The organism is Pseudidiomarina sp. WS423 (assembly GCF_050750165.1).
Lineage (GTDB): Bacteria > Pseudomonadota > Gammaproteobacteria > Enterobacterales > Alteromonadaceae > Pseudidiomarina > Pseudidiomarina fusca.
Map to the genome: position 1 here is coordinate 210,388 of NZ_JBOJLN010000001.1, position 20,746 is coordinate 231,133.

The following is a 20,746-nucleotide window of genomic DNA, read 5'->3' on the forward strand; positions in this document are numbered from 1 at the left end:
CTATTACTTGTTAATTACTTTACGGCCTTTGTAGAAACCATCAGCTGTTACATGGTGACGACGATGCGTTTCACCAGAGGTAGAATCAACCGACAGTGTAGGGCCGCTCAGTGCATCGTGAGAACGACGCATGTCGCGCTTCGAACGACTTTTCCGATTCTGTTGTACAGCCATTTACGCTATCTCCTAAGTTTATTTACGCTTTAATTCCTGCAATACCGCAAAAGGATTATCTTTTGCTGCTGGAGCATCATCAATCTTGCCCCATTGCATTGCTTTACTATCTACCCGACATTCGCGCTCATCGTGCTTAATGACCACGGGTAACGCCAACATCAATTCATCTTCGACCAAGGCATGCAGATTAATTTCGCCCAGCTCGTCAAGCTCAATCGGTTCGTACTCTTCCGGCATCTCGGTGGCCTTTTGCCGCTTCGTTATCGGAGCATAAACAAAATCACATGAAATTGGCCATTGCATTGCATCTGAACAACGTTCACAAGCAACACACACAGTAACTTCAGCATGACCCGTTAACCGTTTGATGCCTTGTGCATCCGTATCAAAACTTAATGATACATCAACATCAGACATCGGCTCTAATAACAGCTCTTGCAAACGCGCAAGACTCTTCCCCGGAACTAATCCGATATAAGAAACTTGTTTGCCGGCACTTTTAACCGGATCGACCGTAATCGGTACTCGAACCTTCTGCATAGGGCGCGAATGTTAAAGGATTCGCCTAGTGAACACAAGTGATTTTCGCATTTTTAAAATGTACTGGTCAATGGATTATAACCCCACTGCCGTAACATCTGCAGCAAGCGCAGTAATGGCAAACCAATCAAACTATTAGGGTCATCCCCTTCTAAGCGTTCAAACAAGCTAATACCTAAGCCTTCGCTTTTAAAGCTACCGGCACAGCGCAATGGCTGCTCCAGCGCAATATAGCCCTCAATTTCAGCTAAACTTAACTCGCGAAAGTGAACTACAAAAGGTTCTACGCAACTTTGCATAGCGCCGGTATGGCTATCATAAAGAGCTAGCCCAGTATAAAAAGTTACTGATTTACCCTGCGCGGCTTGAAGCTGTTTTATTGCATTAGCCACCGTGTGAGGTTTGCCAACAATCTCACCATTGACCACCGCGACCTGATCAGAACCAATCAACCAATGCTGAGGATACTGAGACGCCAACGCTTTGGCTTTTGCTTGGGCTAAGCGCTCTACTAACGCCGGTGCTGTTTCGCCGGCTAGCGGCGTTTCATCCACCTCTGGTGCGGCAACCGTAAAGGTAGGAATGATTTTTTCTAAGAGTGCTTTTCTAAAAGGTGAGGTGGAGGCTAAGACTAGGTTCATATCGGGTCTCACTTAAACTTGCTTGATGATCTTGCAGTCTGACTGCCTTACACGTGCGCTAACAACTCCGGCCACTGCGAAATGATGGCGAGCGGTTGATAAGGTTGTAACTGAGCGGCATCATGCACGCCAAAGCCCACCCCAATACGTGGCATATTAACAGCAGCAGCCATGCGCATATCGTGAATAGAATCCCCAATCATTACGGCTTCGTGAGGCTGACGTTTGGCGGCAGTTAAAATATCAACCAGCATGGTTGGGTCGGGTTTGGATTTAGCTTCGTCAGCACAGCGCGAAAAATCAAATAATTGCCGCGTAGCTGTTTCATCCCAAGCCCGTTCCAAGCCCTGACGAGCTTTACCGGTTGCTACCGCAAGTTGATAGCCTTGCTCCCGTAACTGCTGCAAAGTGGCTAATGCTCCCGCAAAAAGTGGCGACGGGGTTTGGCAATCGACCACGTACTGTTGCCGATAAACATCGGTAAAACGCACCATTTGCTCCGTAGTAAAACGGCCAAATAGCTTTTCGATGGCTGGCTGTAAACTAATACCAATAATATCTTTGACCGCGGCCACTGACGGCACCGGTAATTCGAGAATTCTGGCGCTGGCTTGCATCGAGGCGACGATACGAGCAACGGAGTCCATTACGGTACCGTCCCAGTCCACTATGATTAACGGATACTTCATACGAATTTGGTTCCACCTAGGGCACGCAAGGTTTGCGTCAACTGATGATCCAACGGCGCATTCACTGTGATCGTTTTAAGTGTTTGTGGATGCTGAAAACTAAGCTGATGGGCATGCAAAAATAATCGTTTCAACCCGCAGCCTTGCAGTTGCTGATCAAATTCACGATCACCGTACTTATCATCGTAGGCGATGGGGTGGCCTGCTTGCAGAGCATGCACCCGAATTTGGTGGGTACGGCCGGTGATAGGTGACGCCTCAACCAAGGTGCAACTCGCCTGCACTTGAGCTTTAACTTTCTGCCCAAAGCGCTCGATCACCCGAAATCGAGTTTCCGAAGGCTTACCTTCGGCGTCAACCCGAACTACTCGCTCACCAGACTTGAGGGTGTTTTTCTGCAAGGGGGCAGCAATAAACTTAACATGCTCTTGCCATTGCCCGCGCACCAGCGCTAAATATTGTTTATCCATGGTTTTGCTGCGCAATTGTTCATGCAAATGGCGCAGTGCCGAGCGGCGCTTAGCGATAAGTATGCAGCCGCTGGTATCACGATCTAACCGGTGTACGAGTTCTAGCTGTTTAGCTTGAGGACGCAAGGCCCGCAAACTTTCAATCAGGCCAAACTGCAACCCCGAGCCACCATGAACGGCTAATCCTGCTGGCTTATTAATCACCAACAAAATATCGTCCTCATACAAGATCTGTTCTTGCAATGCTTGCACGCGGTCTAAATGAACTGATGGTAACGGGTTTGCTTCAGCCACTCGAACAGGCGGAATCCTTACGATATCCCCAGCTTGAAGCTTATATTCTGGCTTGGCTCGTTTTTTATTTACCCGCACTTCTCCCTTGCGCAAAATTCGGTACACCAACGATTTGGGCACCCCTTTTAACTGCGCAATAAGATAATTATCAATTCGCTGACCGGCATAGTCGGCATCGATTGTTTGCAGGCGCACCTGCGAAGTTTGGTTTGTCTCTGTCATAGGATGCGGATTTTAGCACTAACCCTTGACAATGTTCATCTTGTATTTGCACCAATTTTTATGCGACAATCGGATACCGGAAAAATCCGCACCGGTTGATTGAGCGCGGTACGTGGTCATCATGCTGAATTCTGATGGCTCGTAAAACAGGCAAACATATTTTTACGCGTGATTTGAGCGGAGCTGCGTTAGTACTAACGAGTCCACCCCAGCTTACGATTTAGTCCAGATTGCATCCGATAAAGAAAATCGGTCAATTGGGTTTCGAGAAGTTGGCGGCACGGAAGATAGGTTAGTCCTCCTTTTTGATTTATAGCGAAAGGCTGAAACCAGCGCGCCCGCCCCTGAATCGAATCACTTTAGTAACACCAGTGCTGCAACGCAGTACGACTTATAACAAGCGCATTTCGGCTTGGTAACCAATTGCAAAACTCACGTTGGTGTTGATGTAACAACACAACGGGAGTAGCCAGAACTCAATATGTTATGAGTTTGGCAAACTACAATTCAAACCTGAAATGGCGATGGCTTAGGCCAGTCGTGCTGGGTTGTGGCCTTATAAAGAGTCACAACTAATGAAAAGAATGCTGATCAATGCAACACAGCAAGAAGAATTGCGTGTTGCCCTCGTTGATGGCCAACGCTTGTACGATTTAGATATCGAAAGCCCTGGTCACGAACAAAAGAAAGCTAATATTTATAAGGGTAAAATTACCCGAATTGAACCCAGTTTAGAAGCCGCCTTTGTAGATTATGGTGCCGAGCGCCACGGCTTCCTCCCCCTTAAAGAAATTGCCAAAACCTACTTTCCTAGTGGTTACTCTTTCTCTGGCCGCCCTAACATCAAAGATGTTATTAAAGAAGGCCAAGAAGTTATTGTGCAGATAGATAAAGAAGAGCGCGGGCAAAAAGGCGCAGCTCTAACGACCTTTATCTCATTAGCCGGTAGCTATCTGGTGTTAATGCCAAACAACCCACGTGCTGGTGGTATTTCGCGCCGTATTGAAGGTGAAGAACGGTCAGAATTAAAAGCCACATTGGATGCCCTAAACTTACCTGAATCCATGGGGTTAATTGTACGTACTGCGGGCGTTGGCAAGTCGCAAGAAGAACTTGAGTGGGACCTTAACGTGTTGCTACACCATTGGGATGCTATTGAAAAAGCAGCCAATGCGCGCCCTGCTCCGTTCCTTATTCACCAAGAAAGCAATGTTGTCTTCCGTGCGATTCGCGACTATCTGCGCCGTGATATCGGTGAAGTTCTGATTGATAATCAGAAAGTCTTCGATATGGTTCGTGATCATGTCACTTTAATCCGTCCTGATTTCGTCAGCCGCGTTAAAATGTATCAAGGTGACGTGCCGCTATTCAATCATTATCAGATTGAAAGCCAAATAGAATCAGCTTTCCAGCGCGAAGTGCGGTTGCCATCGGGCGGTTCAATCGTCATTGATCCAACTGAAGCACTTACCTCGATTGATATCAACTCTGCTCGCGCTACTAAAGGTGGCGATATTGAAGAAACGGCTTTTCAAACCAACTTAGAAGCGGCCGAAGAAATTGCACGACAACTGCGTTTACGCGATGTCGGTGGTTTAGTTGTCATTGATTTTATTGATATGACCCCTGCTCGTCATCAACGTGAAGTTGAAAATCGTTTGCGCGATAGCTTAAAGCAAGACCGCGCTCGCATCCAAGTGACTCGAATTTCACGCTTTGGTTTATTAGAAATGTCACGGCAACGTTTGCGCCCATCACTTGGTGAAGCGTCTAACCATGTTTGTCCGCGTTGTAGTGGTCATGGCACGATTCGTTCGGCCGAATCCTTGGCATTATCTATTCTTCGCTTAATTGAAGAAGAAGCCCTAAAAGACAATACCATTCAGATCCAAGCTCAGGTGCCTGTTACGGTAGCTACTTATTTATTGAATGAAAAACGCCAATCTATCGTAGATATCGAAAAGCGCCATACCGTTTCTGTGCTGGTTATTCCTAACCCTCATTTAGAAACGCCCCATTTTGATGTGAAGCGTTTACGTAACGATGAAGTGGATGAAGCTAATAGCTTCACCTTAATCGAGAAGCCAGACAACACCACCACCGAAGTGGTCTTGAATAAAGACAAGCCAAGCTTTGAAGAGCCTGCCTTAAAAGGCTTACAGGCACCGGCAGCACCAGCACCAACAGTTGCAGCTGCCAGCCCAGCCCAAGTAGCGGAAGCTGCGGGCCCAGGTTTGTTGTCACGATTAGGTAAATGGTTGGCTAATTTGTTTAGCAGCGACTCGGACGAAGCTGAGCAAAAGCAGCAGCAACAGCAACAGCGCCGTCCTAATAATAACCGTCGTAATAATCGTGGTAACAATAACCGTCGTCGCAATAACCGCTCACGTTCACGCGACACCGATGATGAGCGCAAAGATGCTGCGGCAAAAACCACGCAAAGCAAAGACAATAAGCCAGCTGATGCCGCTAAAGCAAATGATGGTAAAGCCAGTGATGGTCAAAAAGAGCGTAGTAATCGTCGCAGTCGTGGTGGTCGTAATCGCAATAAAAACAACGACCAGGCAAATACTGACGTCAACAAAACGGTTACCGCAGAAGCTGTTAATCATGACGAAGCGCCAACAGAAGCTAAGCCGGCAGCACCAAAACAACGCCGTCAACGCCGTAAGTTAGAGCGTTCTGTACGTATCAGTACTGGCGATGTTGATGGTGCAGCGACCACGACTCAAGCTGTTGCAGCGCAAAACGCTGAACTTGCAACAGCGAGCGTGACCAGTCCTAGCGGCGATAACCAAGCTCATGACGGTGGTACTAAGACTGCAGCCGACACAGCAAAAGCTGATGACGGCCATGTTGCAACCCCAACTGAAACAACGGATACGTCAGCGACCTCTACAACTGATGCTAGCGATAGCGAAGCGACTGAAACCGAACGCGCGCCGCGCAATCGCAGCCGTCGTTCACCGCGTCATCAACGCGCTGCGGGCCAACGTCGTAAAGCCGAACAAGCCCAGCAAGCTGATAACGGTACTGATTCTACCGCAGAAGCAGCGGTTGCAGCAGCTCCTGTTGAAGCAGAAGCGCAAGCAGCCCCAGCTCAAGTTGAAGCAGCGGCTCCGAGCGAAGAAAAGGCTCCTGTAGAAGCAGCTCCAGCTGAAGTAAAAGCTCCTGCGGAAGCAGCAGTTGCTGAGACAGAAACACCGGCTGCAACCGAAGAACAAGTTCCTGCTAAAGCAGAAGCACCAGCAGAAACTGTGGCTGAAACCGAAGCAGAAGCTCCTGTAGAATCGGCACCAGCTGAGACAGAAGCACAGGTTAAAACAGAAGAAGAAACTCCTGTTGAAGCAGAAGCACCTGCTGAAACAGAGGCACAGGTTAAAACAGAAGAAGAAGCTCCTGTTGAAGTAGAAGCAGCGGCTAAAGCTGAAGTAGAAGCTCAAGCTGCAACCGATGCAGAAGCTCCGGCTGAAACAGAAGTACCGGTCAAAGCTGAAGTAGAAGCTCCGGCTGAAGCAAAAACTGTTGAAGCATCAGCTCAAGTTGAAGCAGAAGCAGCGGCTAAAGCTGAAGTAGAAGCTCCGGCTGCACCAAAAGCACCTGTAGCTACCGCGGTGCGAGGCAAGATGACGAGCGCCGCTATGGCGAAGGCTGCTGCGGTAGCTCGTGATGGTGATTATCAGCCATTAAAGGCGTCAGATAACAGCCATCGTGTAGCTTTTACAAAAGATGCTCGAGTTGCGAGTTTTGCAGAAGCTAAAAGTGTGATTACTGCGCCAATGAGTAAAACACAGTAAGTCACAAGGCTGTAGCGAACACGCTCTTTAGGAGCCAGTTCGCTTAAACCTAAAAAAAGCCGCAATCATTATCGATTGCGGCTTTTTTATTGGCTTTCTTGATTTAGCTAGCGGGCTAACGCATTAGGTTAGCCCTGCTTCAATCATTTTAAGTTGTCTTCAAACAACTTAAAGATTCGGCGGTATTCATCTAACCAGCTTGAAGGCTGACGAAAACCATGAGGCTCGACCGGAAAAATAGCGGTTTCAAAGTTTTCTTTTTCATGCTCAATTAAACGCTGAACTACGCGCACACTATCCTGAAAGAAGACATTATCATCTACCATCGGTGAGTTGATTAATAACGCATCTTGAAGCCCTTCAGTAAAATAAAGCGGCGAGCTACGACGATACGCAATAGGATCATCATCCGGTAAATTCAAAATGTTCGAGGTATAACCTGTGTTGTAATGAGCCCAATCACTCACAGGTCGTAACGCTGAACCGGCTTTGAATAACCCTGGCTCTTTAAACAGTGCCATGAAAGTTAAGAAGCCACCGTAAGAGCCGCCGTAGGTACCCATGCGTTCAACATCAACATTAGTATTAGCACCAGCCCAATTCACAACATCTACCAAATCTTCAACTTCAGGAGTTCCCATCTGCCGATAGATAGCTGTGCGCCAATCACGTCCGTAACCTTTTGAACCACGGTAATCTAAATCCAATACCACGTACCCTTGTTGAGTTAAAAAGGTATGGAACATAAATTCGCGTTGATAACCTGACCAGCCCGCATGAGCATTTTGTAAATAACCAGCGCCGTGAATAAAAACTACGGCTGGATATTTTTCAGCGCGATTTGCATCATAATTTTTAGGATAATAAACCCGAGTATAAATAGGATGATCAACATGACTCGATGGTATCGGCACAATTTCTGGCGCAACCCAATCAAACGCCATAAAGCTCTCAGTGACCGTTGTCGTCAATCGCTTTGGCTGGGCCGCGTCGTCTAATGTTTGCACATAGAGCTCTTCTGGCTGCAGGGCCGATGAGTGTTTGATTAGTAACTTATCTTCTTGGGGGCTTAATTCATAATTATTGATACCACCTAAGCGAGTTAGCTGCTCAAGTTCTGCGGTTGCTGTATTCACCCGAAAAACTTCGTAGTTGCCTGGATGCGGTTGGTTGGCACTAAAATAAATATAATCACCCGTGTGACTCACCGTTGGGTCTTCCGTCACAAAGCTACCTTGAGTTAACTGCTTGATCTTACCAGTTAAAGGTTTGACGTATAAATGTGCATAACCATCTGCTTCAGACTGGAACCACAAGGTATCGCTATTGGGTAAGAAACCAAACTCATTATGGGTGTAGTTAATCCAAGCTTCATCATGCAAGCGTTCTTGATTCACTAGTTTTTTACCAGCAAAATCAATGCTAGCAATCCAGCGGTCCTTGTTATCCCAAGCTTCTAGCATTACTGCCGCATGCTGCCCATCATGGGTCCAACGAACGGCGCCAGCTTGCCACCCCCAATCTTGCATTAAAGTAATCGGCCGTGGTTGTTCTTTAGACGTATAGGTTTTTCCTTCAGCGGCATAGTTTTCTTTTCGCACTGCCGCCAACACATCCTCGTTCCAACCGGGCAACGAATTATAAGTTAACTGGGTTTTCTCACCGCTGGTTAAATCTAACACCAACAACTGATGCTCTACCGGCTTAGCATCGGCTACCCGTGCACGCACCGACTCTGCTGCCACACGTCCGTCTTCGGTCACATAGTTTGGCATAATATCGCCATCAGCCCGCCATTGCTGCGGATCGCTAATAGCTACGATCATTTTATCACCGGCTGGCGACAAGCTCGCTGCTACCAGTTGCTTACCTTTACCCAGATAAAAGGATTCGGGCGCCAACGAAGGATTTTTTTGTTGTAACTCTTGTTGCTGGGCAAAACGCTCAGCGCGCTGCTGACGTTCTACTTGGACGAACTCGATCAGTTGCTGTTGCTCGCGTGCAATAAAATCTTTTGGTGCTTGATTCGCTTGTGGTTTATCTTGACTAACTAAGCTCGCAATTTGCTCAGTTTTGCCGGTATTAACATCCACCACAAAAAAGTCATTACCTTGGCGATAAGCTAGCCGGCCGTCCGTTAGAAACTGTAATTGGCTTTGTCTCGCTTCATCACGAGTTAACTGGCTGGTTTCACCGTTAACTACCTGCTTAACAAAGATATTACCTTCAAACGTATAGGCAATCAGGGAACGATCCTGATTATAAACGCCACCGTTATAGGCATAGTTATGCAGACGCTCAAGAGGTACTTGATGAGCAGCTTTAGTTAGCGGCTGATGAAACCAATCGCGTAGCTGTGAGCCGGCACGTTTTTGCTGATACAGCACACCGCTGCCATCTAGCATCCAATAGGCACTTTCTGGTGACCGCGCCACCCAATCTTGGTCCGCCATAATCTGCTTTAAAGTAAGCTCTTGCCCTACTTGAGCTTGGCTATTAGGTGCTGTTGCTAACACCGCTGGAGTGACCTGCGTCGCAGCTGTAGAGGATGTAGGAGTGGTGGTTGCACAAGCAGCCGAAAGCAAGGCTGCGGCAATAGCAATTGCTACTTTTGTTTTCATTATTGTTTCCTTGTTAACCTAGCCATTGGGAATGAAACCTGAGTTATCAGCCCATTAAAGCAAAATGCCCAGCAAGATACGAGCTGGGCATAAATAAGATGCGATAAAACTGTTACAGTATCAGTTAAACTTCGGCGTCTGGCTGTTTACTTGGATGTGCCGCTGCAACAAACGGTAACTCAAGCAAACGCTGATAAATTCCCATCATGATGGGATAATCATCTAACGCTATGCCAAACCGCTGGGCGCTATACACCTGCGGTACCAAACACACATCAGCCATAGAGAACTGGTCGCCCACACAATAAACACCGGCTACCTCTTCTAGGTTCCGTTCAAACGCCTGAAAACTTTGTTTAAACCAGTGCTGTAACCAAGCTTGCTTAGCGTTATCTGAAACCTCTAATTGCTGGCTCAAATACTGCTGAACACGCAGATTAATGAGCGGCTGCAACTCACTTGCAATATCCAGCGCTAGTGCCCGAATAGCACCCCGCTGCTGCGCATTACCTGGCAACAATGAAGGCTGTGGATGAGTATCTTCAAGATATTCCATGATCGCCAACGACTGATGCAAAATCACCTTGCCATCGACTAAGGTAGGCACCAAGCCATTAGGATTAAGCTGGCGGTAAGCTTGTTTGTGTTGCTGACCACCCTCTTTAATTAAATGCACTGGAATATAATGATAGTCAATTTGCTTGTAGTTGAGCGCTATCCGCGCCCGGTAACTGGCGCTTGAGCGCCAGTAGCCGTAAAGTTCCATGCTTAACTCCGCTGTTATTCTGCAGCTGGGTCGTATTGCACTACAACTTGGTCGATACTACCAAAAATGCTGTGCCCATCTGCATCAATCATTTCAATTTTGATGGTGTCACCAAATTGCATAAACCCGGTACTAGGCTGGCCATCGCGAATGGTTTCTATCATGCGTACTTCAGCGATACAGCTGTAGCCCACACCACCTTCATCGATTGCGCTACCGTGATCAGTACCCTGCTTATTAGACACAGTTCCAGATCCGATAATAGCACCAGCTCCGAGATGACGAGTTTTCGCTGCATGGGCAACTAACTGAGCGAAATCAAAGGTCATGTCGACACCGGCATTCGGTTTACCAAATGGCTTGTTGTTATAGTAGCTCAACAATGGCAAATGCACCTTATTGTCACGCCAATTTGCGCCCAATTCATCGGGAGTTACGGCAACTGGCGAAAAAGCTGATGATGGCTTCGATTGAAAAAAGCCAAAACCTTTGCCCAGTTCATTCGGAATCAAGCCACGCAACGAGACATCATTCACTAGCATTAACAAGCGAATGTATTCGCCTGCTTCGGTTGCACTAACTCCCATAGGGACATCGTCGGTGATAACCGCAACTTCACCTTCAAAATCTATTCCCCAAGCAGTATCAGCCATGCTGATCTCGTCTTTAGGGCCCAAGAAGTCATCAGAGCCCCCTTGATACATTAAAGGATCAGTCCAAAAGCTTGGTGGCATTTCAGCATTTCTAGCCTTACGTACTAACTCCACATGATTCACATAAGCACTACCATCAGCCCATTGGTAAGCACGTGGCAATGGCGATTCACATAAGTGCTCATCAAAGGCTTGCGCATCACTCAGCTCACCAGCATTTAATGCTTGATAAACCTTCTCTAATTGCGGTGCAATACCATCCCAGTCGTCCAACACTTCTTGTAAGGTTGCAGCAAGCGCGGGTACTGCTACGGCTTTGCTCAAGTCGCGGCTAACCAACATCAATTGGCCATCGCGAGTTCCATTTCTATAAGTTGCAAATTTCATCGTCTAAGTTGCCTTTTGCTCGTCTTTAGCTTTCCAGCTATATACGTAATCTGGGTTTTCCACACTTGCGCACACCTCGCCCATCTGTAATGGGTTACGGGTATCTAGCATCACGGCTACTTCATCAGTAAATTTCTTACGATATTCTAAGCCGGCCTGAAACGCTTTTGGATGTGGACCGTGGGTAAACCCGGCGGGGTGAAAAGTCACCATGCCTTTATCAATGTTGTCGCGACTAAAGAAGTCTCCTTCATGATAAAAGAGCACTTCGTCGTAATCATCATTGTTATGATAAAACGGCACTTTTAATGCGCCTGGATCGGATTCAATCGGCCGAGGCACAAAAGTACAGACCACAAAACCATCGGCGACAAAAGTGGTATGTGCTGATGGCGGTAAGTGATAGCGATGGCTCATTAAAGGTCGAATATCACGCCAGTTAATTCTGACTGGAGCCAAATCACCATGCCAACCAATTGCATCTAATGGATTAAATGGATAGGTAATGACTGAGATTTGCTCGTGTCTTTTGACTTGCACTTGCCAGCTATCTTCGCTGTATTGCGCTTTAAATTGCGCATCAATATCCGGCGTATCCAAACAAGCAGGATCAAAAATAGCGTGATTACCCACCAAACCTTTCTCGGGCAATTGATAGGAACTGTTAGTCGCCTCAATCATCACAATTTGCATGGGTTCTAGGGGCTCTAACCGCCATGAGGTTGATCGTGGAATCGAGAAGTAATCACCTTTTTCTAAAGTGATATGGCCGTAATCACAAAATAATTCACCGCGCCCTTCATGGATAAACAAAAGTTCATCACCATCTGCGTTTCGCACTAAAAATGGCATCTTCTGCGAACAGTGCCAAATACGGAATTTGCATTGCGCATTATGTAACAATAAGGGCACCTGCCACGGCGATTCAGTGGCTACTTGGGTTAATTGATTAAAATCAAAGTTGCGTGGGCGCAGATCGCCGGTCCACTCACTCCAACCGGTTGGCGCATGGCGATGATGAAAGTGCGTAGCGGGTCCAAAGAACCCACTGCGCCCTACTTCGCGTTCATAGATCGCTTGCTCCGGAAAGTCTGCATGAGCTTGCTTAGAAGCCGTACCTACTTGTTTCGGAAAGCTGATCCATTTACGCATCGCTTAATACCCCGCGACGAATTTGATCTTCTTCGATAGATTCAAACAGAGCTTTGAAGTTACCTTCACCAAAGCCTTCGTTACCTTTACGTTGGATAATTTCAAAGAATACCGGGCCAATCACTGTTTGAGTGAAAATCTGCAGTAAGATACCGTCTTTCATTGGCGCGCCATCAATGAGGATTTGCAGCTCGTGCAACTCATCAACATTTTCTTCGTGACCTTCTACGCGCTCATCAATTTTCGCATAGTAAGTATCTGGCGTTGGCATAAAGTCCATACCAATGGCACGCAGATCACGTACTGTCTTGTAGATATTATCTGAGGTTAACGCAATATGCTGAATACCTTCGCCTTTGTACTCGCGCAAGTATTCTTCGATTTGTGATTTATCATCATGTGATTCGTTGATTGGAATCCGAATTTTACCGCACGGTGCTGTCATCGCACGGCTCAATAGACCCGTTAGCTTGCCTTCGATATCGAAATAACGGATTTCACGGAAGTTACCGATCCGCTCATAGAAACCAGCCCAAGTATCCATATTGCCGCGGAACACGTTGTGAGTTAGGTGGTCAACCTCATAAAGTCCAGCAGCGTGCTCTTGCATTTGCGCTTGCCAGTTATCATAGAAATCAAAATCTGTAGCATAGATGCTGTTTTCGCCATATTTATCAACAAAATATAAGACACTAGCACCAATGCCATAAACTGCTGGGAAGTCTTCTTCTCCGGCTGCTAGATTACGTTGGAATGGCTTCGCACCATTGGCTACCGCATGGGCAACTGCATGTTCTGCGTCTTTAACTCGCCATGCCATGCCGCACACACTCGGGCCGTGCGCTTTGGCAAACTCTTCCGCTTGACCGCCTGGCTCGGCGTTGATTAAAAAGTTGATGTCGTTTTGCTTAAACAACCATACTTGCTTGCGTTTGTGTTTAGCAACTTCAGTAAAACCCAACTTGCCAAACAGGTCTTTTAAAGCAGCAATGCCTTCAGCATCAGGGGCTGTGTACTCCACGAATTCGAAGCCGTCAGTTTGCAGTGGATTATAATGAATATCGCTCATGCTAGTTCCTTGATTGTTGTTCTAGAGTTTCGAAGATAAAGCATCACTAACTATGCCATAGCGTGCTTTTATTAGGTCTTTACTATGCGCAACAATAGCTACTTACGCTAGCAGCGAGGTGATATTAGCTGCGACGCAGCAACCCAATAGTTTTGTAAAGTTATTGATACAGATCAAAGAATAGATAGCTTTATCGGGCTTGCTGTCAGCATTCTGATACAAAACCCGATATCCCAAGTAAAGATTTGTTTACAACGGTTTCTTTTTACGGTTTTTTCCGATCCCGTATTCGCGTAATTTATTCGCTACCGCCGTATGTGAAAGACCTACTTTTTTGGCTAATTGACGAGTACTGGGATAGCTTGGATAAAGTCGGCGCAAAATCGTACTTTCAAATTTTTTCACCGCTTCATCTAAACTACCTTCTTCTAAATCTACCGTAACCGCATCAGCCAAGTTACTGGTACTCGGCAATTGCAAATCATCAGCATCAAGGCTGTCACCTTCGGCCATCGAGATCGAACGGAACAGCACATTCTCTAGTTGGCGCACATTACCTGGCCATGCATATTGTTGCAGTCGCTCCCGGGCCGCTCGGCTTACCATAATCAAACTCCGCCCCAAACGTTGACATGCTTGTACGGTAAAATGGTCAGCTAATAACGGAATATCTGTTTTGCGTTCTCGTAACGGGGGCACGTGCAACGACAAAACATTAAGGCGATAAAACAGGTCTTCGCGAAAACGACCGTTTTCTACTTGCTCTAGCAAGTCATCTTGGGCTGAACAAATTATCCGTACATCAACGGTCACTTCTTGTTCTTCACCAATTCGACGAAAGCGTCCATCTTGGATAAAGCGTAACAGTTTAGCCTGCAGCCCATTGGACATTTCACTTACTGCATCTAGCAGCACAGTACCGCCGTTGGCTTGCTCGAAAATACCCTTTTTAGCTTCGGTATAAGGCCCTAAGCTTCCCTTGCCGTGACCAAAGAGTTCGCTTTCAGCGACATTGTCAGGTAACGCGGCACAATTAATCGCCAAGAAGGGTTGCTCAGCACGTTTACTGGCCTGATGACAGGCACGAGCCAACAACTCTTTGCCCACTCCAGTTTCGCCTTGGATCAGCAAAGGTACGTTTAATTCAGCCATCCGAGACGCTTCTTTAATCAGTCGTTTCATACTGCTGTGTTCGCCTAACAGCTGACTAAATGCGTCCGCTGATACATTACGCTGCCATTGCTCGGCAAGTGGCTGTGGTTTACAGGTCATCACAGCGCCAGCAAAGTTTTGTTTGGCTTGCTCGTCGCTGATCCAGATGGGTAATAGATCGGCAAAATATTTTGCGCCACTGACACTAATTTGTTGCACCGTGGCTTGTTGCGGTTGCTTCTCTAGCCAACGCAGCAGGTTAAAGCCGCTGATCCAATGACTAATATTACTTCCTAACAGCGTCTTACCACTATCACCCAAAATCCGCTGCGCGGCGTCATTCGCAATATCAATATCGCCGCGGCTATCGAGTGACAAAATAGGATCAGGCAGCATATTCAGTAACAGCTTGAATTCATAATGCTCGCGCTCAGAGGGCATAAAGGCGACCGTTTTAACATCTTTCACATTAGCGATGCGCCTTATTTCAGGCATCAGATGCTGAAAATCTTTAAACTCTAATTCCGGAAAGTTTAGAAAGATCTTACCTTTCGGATCTACCTCAATCCCACGCAAGTCAATCTCATAATTGCGCAGAATTTCTAACACATCTTGTGCAATACCCAGGCGATCATCACACGTAATTTCTAGCCGCATCATTTACCCGCTGTTGTAGTAATGGTTGTTGCGATAATGTCACTGCAATTGATGCATGTACTCATGCGCAGTGGTTCTAGGATCAGCAACCCGATAGTGGCAAGCCGACCGTTAGAGCAAATGTAAAGCAAAGTATACACAAAAAAAGCTTGGTACCCTATAAGTACCAAGCTTTAAAATATGCGTACTGCCGCAACAATAAGACTACTGGACTAGTTTACTCGGCTAAAACCGTGTCGGTACGGGCAGCCATAATAAAGTCGTTTTTGTGTAAGCCTTGAATGGCATGAGTCCACCATATCACGGTTACTTTACCCCATTCGGTAATTAAGGTTGGGTGATGAAACTCTGCTTCGGCAATATCAGCAACCCGATTGGTAAAGGCTAACGCCAGTTTGAAGTTCTTAAACTTAAACTGCCGCTCTAATTGCATCACGCCATCTCGAACTACCGGTGTCCAATCAGGAATTGCACGCATTAATTCGGCTAACTCTGCATCGCTAACTTTTGGTGCATTGGCGTTACAGGCTTCACATTTTTGCTGGTGTAAATCAGACATAACTTCCTCAATTCACTGTATTAATAAAATAATTCTTAAAACAACTTAGGCCACTTCAGTTTTTGGCTTAGGCGGAAATTTAGGCTCAAACAAACCAAGCTCCATCGCTTCTTGCACCAATGCCATGATATCTAACTGCGCAATATCAAACAGTTGTTGGGTAGATTCCAAGGTGTAATAAATGGGTTGCATGATATCAATACGATACGGTGTCCGTAACGCATCTAGAGGTGTCAAAGGCTTACGCTCTGGTTGGTCACTGTACAACGCATATTCGGTTTCACCTGGTGACGATAAAATGCCACCACCATAAATACGCAAGCCATCAGCGGTATTAAGCAATCCAAACTCTACCGTAAACCAATAGAGCCTTGCTAAATAAACCCGCTCTTTGGGGCTAGCATGAAGGCCAAGTTTTCCGTACTGATGGGTAAAGTGAGCAAACGCTGGATTTGTTAACAGCGGACAATGGCCAAAAATCTCGTGAAAGATATCAGGCTCTTGTAAGTAGTCGAACTCTTCGCGGGTACGAATAAAAGTGGCTACCGGAAATTGTTTATTGGCTAATAACCGAAAAAACTCATCGAACGGAATCAATGCTGGTACTTGTGCTACCTGCCAGCCGGTTGTTGCCTCTAAAACTTGGTTTATTTCGTGCAATTGTGGGATCCGATCTTGCGGCAACTGCAATAAATCAAGACCATGCATGAATTCATCGCAAGCTTTGCCTGGAATGATCTCTAATTGGCGTTTAACCAAATCATGCCAAACCGCATTATCTTCATCGCTCCAAGCAATGATGCCGTGCTCATCAGGTTGGCGCGACACGTACTGACTGGTTTTACCCATGTTGGTGCTCCCCTGTAGTTAACTGTGTGAACGCCTGCTCTAGGTCAGACAAAATATCGCTAACAGCTTCTAATCCAACGGATATCCGCACTAAGGTATCGGTGATACCGGCGGCCGCTCTTGCCTCTGGTGTATAGGGCGAGTGGGTCATTGAGGCGGGATGCTGAATAAGAGTTTCGGCATCACCTAAACTCACCGCAATTGTAATCAGCTGTAAGCTATCTAAAAATTGTCGTGCCGTGTTGATATCACCGCATAATTCAAATGCGATCACCGCACCGGCACCATGCATTTGTGTTCCCATCAGTTGCTGAGCTGGATGATCTGCAAAACCAGGGTAATAAACCTCACGCACTTGCGTATGATCACGCAGATACTCAGCAACCTGCTGTGCATTTTCGCAGTGACGTTGCATCCGCACATCTAAGGTTTTTAAACCACGCAAAATTAACCAAGCATCGTGCGGACTCATGGTCGCGCCCATATCTTTTAAGGTGGTTAGTTTGATTAATTCAATATCCTCAGCACTACCACAAACGATGCCCGCCACGACATCGCCATGGCCATTCAAATACTTAGTGGCGCTATGTAAGACTAAATCAGCACCTTGTCGACGTGGTTGCTGCAGTAACGGAGTCATAAAAGTATTGTCGACCACTAACTTAGCGCCACCGGCATGAGCAATCGCTGCCACCGCTGCAATATCAATCACTTTCAGATGAGGGTTAACCGGCGACTCGAGAAAGACCAATTTGGTGTTCGTTTGCATGGCCGCAGCCGTCTGCTCTAAATCGGCCATGTCGACAAAGCTCACCTCGATACCGAAGCGGGTAAACAGATGCGAGAACAAGGCAAAACTGCAGCCGTAGATAGCATCGGATACCAGCACATGATCGCCCTGTTGCAAAAACGCCAGCATCGCCGCTGATACTGCCCCCATTCCCGTTGCTGTTGCCGCGGCAGCAGGATAGTCCTCTAGCGCTGCCACTCGCTGTTCTAGTTCAGTAATGGTTGGATTGCCTAAACGGCTGTAAATATAACCTGGCTCTTCACCAGCAAAGCGTGCTGACCCCTGCGCAGTATTGGCAAAGGCAAAAGTCGCTGTTTGATATAAAGGGCTGACCAGCGCACCGTGTTCATCCTTGGCTTTACCACCATGGATAGTGACCGTCGCTGGCTGCCAGTGCTTGTGTTTATTATTGGTGCACATAAAGCAGAACATCCTCTTGTTGTTGCCCACAAGAGTGCATGCGAGGCTGCCTTATGGCAATCCTGAACTTTGATGTGGATCAAACTCAGGCGTAACGAAAAACTTACAGCTGCTTTAATTCGCGGTCGATTTTGTAGGCATTTGAGGTGACATAGCCTTCTAGCCGCTGCAAGCTTTGCTCAAGTTCATTAAACTCTTTCGCAATTTCGTGAAAAGCTCGCTGCGGAGGTTGTCCTCCTTGCCAAACCTTAGTTTTTATTTCAACGGTATGGGCCGCTTTATCGTCCGCTTTTTTCTCGTCCATAATAAAGTAGGCCACAAAATAGACGATAACCGCTAACGTACCACTGAAAATCAGGAAAGAAGCTGCAACCAATCGCACCAACCAGACTTCAATATTGAAGTACTCGGCAATGCCTGCGCAAACGCCCGAGATTTTGGCGTCTTTTTTGCTGCGCGCTAAAGGTCCCTGTTTGCTTAGGTCACTCATACTCGGTTTCTCCACTGAGGTGCCTCGGCATCAAGAATAGCTTCAAGCGTTTTAATACGCTCTTGCATACGCTCGGCCTGATGGGCCAATTCTTGCAATTGCAGTAATTCCTGCTGCGATAGGCCTTCGTTCAATTTACGCTGGCTGCGATAGTGCATGATGATCCACAAAGGCGCCACTATCACCATAAAAATAATAATTGGCGCAGAAATTAAAGAAGCTAATAAATCCATTGTGTCTTATCTCGTTTTATTTGGTTAATAAGCTGAACCGTTAGATGCGTTATTGTCGCACCAGCCCGGCCCAGCTAAAGGCATCAACGGGCTCTCTTAGTCCGCTGATTTTTGTTCTTTTATTTTTGCTTTTAGGGCTTCTAGCTCATCAGTGATTTTGTCATCTGCTTCTAATTGAGCAAACTCATCACGAAGCGTTTTCTTACCTAAATCATAAGCTTCAACTTGCGATTCTAGGTCATCGATTTTACTTTCATAGCGCTCAAAGCGTAGCATTGCATCATCGATTTTACCGCTATCAATACGTTTTTTTACTTCCAAGCGACTGCTCGCCGCTCGTTGCCGCATGATAATGGTTTTCTGCCGAGCTTTGGCATCGGCTAGTTTTTCTTGCAGTTGGCCAACTTCTTCGCTCAGGCGTTGCAAGTGTTCTTCAACACGATTCACATCGCCTTGCAAACTTGCCGCCTCGGCACTGGCCTTTTGCTTCTCGGTTAGCGCTAATCGGGCCAAATCTTCACGATCTTTGCTTAACGCCAATTCAGCTTTGTTTTGCCACTCGTTGACTTCATTTTGAACACGCGCCAACTGTCGCTCGCTGTCTTTCTTTTCCGCAATTAAGCGGGCTGAAGTTGAACGCACCTCAACTAAGGTGTCTTCCATTTCTTGGATGATTAAACGTACCATTTTTTCCGGATCTTCAGCTTTATCCAGTAATGCGTTTAAGTTTGAATTTACGATATCTGTAAAACGTGAAAAGATACCCATTGTTAATTCCTCATTAATTGTCGAAAATACTCATCACTAGTTAAATCAGTGTGGGATTGTCAGTTTGTCTACTCAGTAAAAAGTAATGCAGATACCGTGCCAACTTTTTATGTTTCAAGTAACACATTGATTAGTAATGATAAAACATTCTGACATCAATTAAATTTGACCTGCAGCATTTATCAAATACACTAATAATTAGTGAGTTTCACCAATAACAACAATAATGAGTGGTGCCTGATATGAGCCGGTTTCGCGATGCCGATAATTTACTCGGCCAAGCCAATAGTTTTCTTGCTGTATTAGAACATGTATCGCAAGTTGCACCGTTGGATAAGCCCGTACTCATCATCGGTGAACGCGGTACCGGTAAAGAACTGATAGCAGCGCGACTGCATTACCTCTCCAAACGCTGGCAACAAAACTACATCAAGCTTAATTGTGCCGCGCTGAGTGAAAGTCTGCTCGAAAGTGAATTATTCGGACACGAAGTAGGCGCCTTTACGGGTGCACAAAAGCGCCACGAAGGCCGCTTTGAACGCGCCGATGGGGGTAGCCTATTCCTTGATGAGTTAGCCAACACCTCCACGTTAGTGCAAGAAAAGTTACTTCGGGTGATTGAATATGGAGAATTTGAACGGGTTGGCGGCAATAAAACAGTGCGTGTTGATGCTCGGCTCATCGCTGCCACTAATGAAGATTTGCCAACATTGGCTGCACAAGGTAAGTTTCGCGCCGACCTACTCGACCGCTTAGCTTTTGACGTGATTACCCTGCCACCGCTGCGTGAGCGACGTGAAGATATTTTGCAGCTAGCTGAGCATTTTGCCATTAAAATGGCGCGCGAGTTGGGTTATGAGTTGTTCAGTGGGTTTACTGAACAAGCTCGCAGAACGCTACTCGATTACCATTGGCCTGGTAATGTGCGTGAACTTAAGAATGTGGTGGAGCGCTCGGTATATCGGCTCGGCAGCGGCCAAGTTCCGGTGCAGCAGATCATTATTGATCCCTTTGCCAGTCCTTATCGACCGCAAGCTGCCGCCCATCGAACAAATCACGGGGCGTCGCCATCAGCAACGGATAAGCAACCACCAGCAAGCACTGACTATGTTACAGACACTACCGCCGAGCCGCCTAGCAGTAAAGACATGTCCGACTCTAACCTGCCCGACTTTAACTGCGGCAACATCGATTTTAAACAGGTTAGTGCTGACTTTGAGGTCAGTCTATTGCAGCATGCGCTGCAGCAATCGCAATTTAATCAAAAGAAAACCGCAGAATTGCTCGGTTTAACCTATCATCAATTACGTGGCTACTTAAAAAAGTACCAACTACTAGAAAGTTGAGGTT

General features: G+C 46.6%; 19 protein-coding genes. 2 read left to right on the forward strand and 17 right to left on the reverse strand.

Annotation, left to right across the window (positions count from 1 at the left end; all coding sequences use genetic code 11):
- Positions 1-3: 3 nt before the first annotated feature.
- Genes rpmF through rluC form a run of 5 tightly spaced genes read right to left on the reverse strand, consistent with a single transcriptional unit; the run spans position 4 to position 3,033 of the window.
- Positions 4-174, reverse strand: coding sequence for a 50S ribosomal protein L32 (gene rpmF, locus ACQ661_RS00985; RefSeq protein ID WP_026862145.1), 171 nt, complete (start codon positions 172-174; stop codon positions 4-6).
- Positions 175-192: 18 nt separating this feature from the next.
- A complete protein-coding gene (gene yceD, locus ACQ661_RS00990) occupies positions 193-717 on the reverse strand; it encodes a 23S rRNA accumulation protein YceD (RefSeq protein WP_153825679.1) in 525 nt (174 codons plus the stop codon).
- Between the two features lie 53 nt (positions 718-770).
- The gene (locus ACQ661_RS00995; protein ID WP_153825680.1) at positions 771-1,358 is read right to left on the reverse strand and encodes a Maf family protein; all 588 of its coding nucleotides are present in this window, start codon (positions 1,356-1,358) and stop codon (positions 771-773) included.
- A 47-nt stretch (positions 1,359-1,405) separates the two neighbouring features.
- Positions 1,406-2,047 carry an HAD-IA family hydrolase gene (locus tag ACQ661_RS01000; RefSeq protein ID WP_313932271.1) on the reverse strand — a complete coding sequence of 214 codons (642 nt, stop codon included), beginning with the start codon at positions 2,045-2,047 and terminating at the stop codon, positions 1,406-1,408.
- On the reverse strand, positions 2,044-3,033 hold the full coding sequence (rluC, locus tag ACQ661_RS01005) for a 23S rRNA pseudouridine(955/2504/2580) synthase RluC (RefSeq protein WP_153825682.1): 990 nt from the start codon (positions 3,031-3,033) through the stop codon (positions 2,044-2,046). The genes ACQ661_RS01000 and rluC overlap by 4 nt, the downstream gene beginning before the upstream one ends.
- Before the next feature lie 575 nt (positions 3,034-3,608).
- On the opposite strand from rluC, the gene rne reads away from it, so the two are divergent.
- Entirely contained in the window at positions 3,609-6,830 is a 3,222-nt protein-coding gene (rne, locus tag ACQ661_RS01010) for a ribonuclease E (protein WP_431667358.1), read from the forward strand.
- A 143-nt stretch (positions 6,831-6,973) separates the two neighbouring features.
- Here the strand turns inward: rne and ACQ661_RS01015 are convergent, their stop codons facing one another.
- From ACQ661_RS01015 to pspA, 12 genes are all read right to left on the reverse strand, one after another.
- A complete protein-coding gene (locus tag ACQ661_RS01015) occupies positions 6,974-9,451 on the reverse strand; it encodes a prolyl oligopeptidase family serine peptidase (protein WP_431667359.1) in 2,478 nt (825 codons plus the stop codon).
- Between the two features lie 124 nt (positions 9,452-9,575).
- Positions 9,576-10,217, reverse strand: a complete 642-nt coding sequence (gene maiA / locus ACQ661_RS01020) for a maleylacetoacetate isomerase (RefSeq protein WP_313932268.1) — start codon at positions 10,215-10,217, stop codon at positions 9,576-9,578.
- 14 nt (positions 10,218-10,231) lie between these two features.
- Positions 10,232-11,257 (reverse strand): fumarylacetoacetate hydrolase family protein, encoded by a 1,026-nt coding sequence (locus ACQ661_RS01025; RefSeq protein WP_153825686.1) that lies wholly within the window; start codon positions 11,255-11,257, stop codon positions 10,232-10,234.
- Positions 11,258-11,260: 3 nt separating this feature from the next.
- A complete protein-coding gene (locus tag ACQ661_RS01030) occupies positions 11,261-12,409 on the reverse strand; it encodes a homogentisate 1,2-dioxygenase (protein ID WP_431667361.1) in 1,149 nt (382 codons plus the stop codon).
- Positions 12,402-13,478, reverse strand: a complete 1,077-nt coding sequence (gene hppD / locus ACQ661_RS01035; RefSeq protein WP_110075151.1) for a 4-hydroxyphenylpyruvate dioxygenase — start codon at positions 13,476-13,478, stop codon at positions 12,402-12,404. Before hppD ends, ACQ661_RS01030 begins: the two co-directional genes overlap by 8 nt.
- Positions 13,479-13,727: 249 nt before the next feature.
- Positions 13,728-15,287 carry a transcriptional regulator TyrR gene (gene tyrR / locus ACQ661_RS01040; RefSeq protein ID WP_431667571.1) on the reverse strand — a complete coding sequence of 520 codons (1,560 nt, stop codon included), beginning with the start codon at positions 15,285-15,287 and terminating at the stop codon, positions 13,728-13,730.
- 217 nt (positions 15,288-15,504) lie between these two features.
- Positions 15,505-15,846 carry a 4a-hydroxytetrahydrobiopterin dehydratase gene (locus ACQ661_RS01045; RefSeq protein WP_369742288.1) on the reverse strand — a complete coding sequence of 114 codons (342 nt, stop codon included), beginning with the start codon at positions 15,844-15,846 and terminating at the stop codon, positions 15,505-15,507.
- A gap of 45 nt (positions 15,847-15,891) precedes the next feature.
- The gene (phhA, locus tag ACQ661_RS01050) at positions 15,892-16,695 is read right to left on the reverse strand and encodes a phenylalanine 4-monooxygenase (RefSeq protein WP_431667362.1); all 804 of its coding nucleotides are present in this window, start codon (positions 16,693-16,695) and stop codon (positions 15,892-15,894) included.
- Complete coding sequence (megL, locus tag ACQ661_RS01055) at positions 16,688-17,905, reverse strand: methionine gamma-lyase (protein ID WP_431667363.1); 1,218 nt, start codon at positions 17,903-17,905, stop codon at positions 16,688-16,690. Before megL ends, phhA begins: the two co-directional genes overlap by 8 nt.
- Positions 17,906-18,008: 103 nt before the next feature.
- Positions 18,009-18,395, reverse strand: a complete 387-nt coding sequence (gene pspC / locus ACQ661_RS01060) for an envelope stress response membrane protein PspC (RefSeq protein WP_313932265.1) — start codon at positions 18,393-18,395, stop codon at positions 18,009-18,011.
- Positions 18,392-18,628, reverse strand: a complete 237-nt coding sequence (gene pspB / locus ACQ661_RS01065; RefSeq protein WP_110075156.1) for an envelope stress response membrane protein PspB — start codon at positions 18,626-18,628, stop codon at positions 18,392-18,394. Before pspB ends, pspC begins: the two co-directional genes overlap by 4 nt.
- 96 nt (positions 18,629-18,724) lie before the next feature.
- Positions 18,725-19,396: a phage shock protein PspA gene (gene pspA / locus ACQ661_RS01070; protein ID WP_431667364.1), complete on the reverse strand. Its 672-nt coding sequence runs from the start codon at positions 19,394-19,396 to the stop codon at positions 18,725-18,727.
- A gap of 242 nt (positions 19,397-19,638) precedes the next feature.
- On the opposite strand from pspA, the gene pspF reads away from it, so the two are divergent.
- Positions 19,639-20,742 (forward strand): phage shock protein operon transcriptional activator, encoded by a 1,104-nt coding sequence (pspF, locus tag ACQ661_RS01075; RefSeq protein WP_431667365.1) that lies wholly within the window; start codon positions 19,639-19,641, stop codon positions 20,740-20,742.
- Positions 20,743-20,746: the final 4 nt, after the last annotated feature.

Excerpts from the sequence above, each read along its gene's own strand:
- ACQ661_RS01025 (WP_153825686.1), bottom strand. The coding sequence starts at position 11,257 with ATGAAATTTGCAACTTATAGAAATGGAACTCGCGATGGCCAATTGATG.
- rluC (WP_153825682.1), bottom strand. The coding sequence starts at position 3,033 with ATGACAGAGACAAACCAAACTTCGCAGGTGCGCCTGCAAACAATCGAT.
- pspA (WP_431667364.1), bottom strand. The coding sequence starts at position 19,396 with ATGGGTATCTTTTCACGTTTTACAGATATCGTAAATTCAAACTTAAAC.
- phhA (WP_431667362.1), bottom strand. The coding sequence starts at position 16,695 with ATGGGTAAAACCAGTCAGTACGTGTCGCGCCAACCTGATGAGCACGGC.
- ACQ661_RS00995 (WP_153825680.1), bottom strand. The coding sequence starts at position 1,358 with ATGAACCTAGTCTTAGCCTCCACCTCACCTTTTAGAAAAGCACTCTTA.
- ACQ661_RS01015 (WP_431667359.1), bottom strand. The coding sequence starts at position 9,451 with ATGAAAACAAAAGTAGCAATTGCTATTGCCGCAGCCTTGCTTTCGGCT.
- rne (WP_431667358.1), top strand. The coding sequence starts at position 3,609 with ATGAAAAGAATGCTGATCAATGCAACACAGCAAGAAGAATTGCGTGTT.
- hppD (WP_110075151.1), bottom strand. The coding sequence starts at position 13,478 with ATGAGCGATATTCATTATAATCCACTGCAAACTGACGGCTTCGAATTC.
- maiA (WP_313932268.1), bottom strand. The coding sequence starts at position 10,217 with ATGGAACTTTACGGCTACTGGCGCTCAAGCGCCAGTTACCGGGCGCGG.
- yceD (WP_153825679.1), bottom strand. The coding sequence starts at position 717 with ATGCAGAAGGTTCGAGTACCGATTACGGTCGATCCGGTTAAAAGTGCC.
- rpmF (WP_026862145.1), bottom strand. The coding sequence starts at position 174 with ATGGCTGTACAACAGAATCGGAAAAGTCGTTCGAAGCGCGACATGCGT.
- ACQ661_RS01000 (WP_313932271.1), bottom strand. The coding sequence starts at position 2,047 with ATGAAGTATCCGTTAATCATAGTGGACTGGGACGGTACCGTAATGGAC.
- ACQ661_RS01045 (WP_369742288.1), bottom strand. The coding sequence starts at position 15,846 with ATGTCTGATTTACACCAGCAAAAATGTGAAGCCTGTAACGCCAATGCA.
- pspC (WP_313932265.1), bottom strand. The coding sequence starts at position 18,395 with ATGAGTGACCTAAGCAAACAGGGACCTTTAGCGCGCAGCAAAAAAGAC.
- pspF (WP_431667365.1), top strand. The coding sequence starts at position 19,639 with ATGAGCCGGTTTCGCGATGCCGATAATTTACTCGGCCAAGCCAATAGT.
- pspB (WP_110075156.1), bottom strand. The coding sequence starts at position 18,628 with ATGGATTTATTAGCTTCTTTAATTTCTGCGCCAATTATTATTTTTATG.
- megL (WP_431667363.1), bottom strand. The coding sequence starts at position 17,905 with ATGTGCACCAATAATAAACACAAGCACTGGCAGCCAGCGACGGTCACT.
- tyrR (WP_431667571.1), bottom strand. The coding sequence starts at position 15,287 with ATGCGGCTAGAAATTACGTGTGATGATCGCCTGGGTATTGCACAAGAT.
- ACQ661_RS01030 (WP_431667361.1), bottom strand. The coding sequence starts at position 12,409 with ATGCGTAAATGGATCAGCTTTCCGAAACAAGTAGGTACGGCTTCTAAG.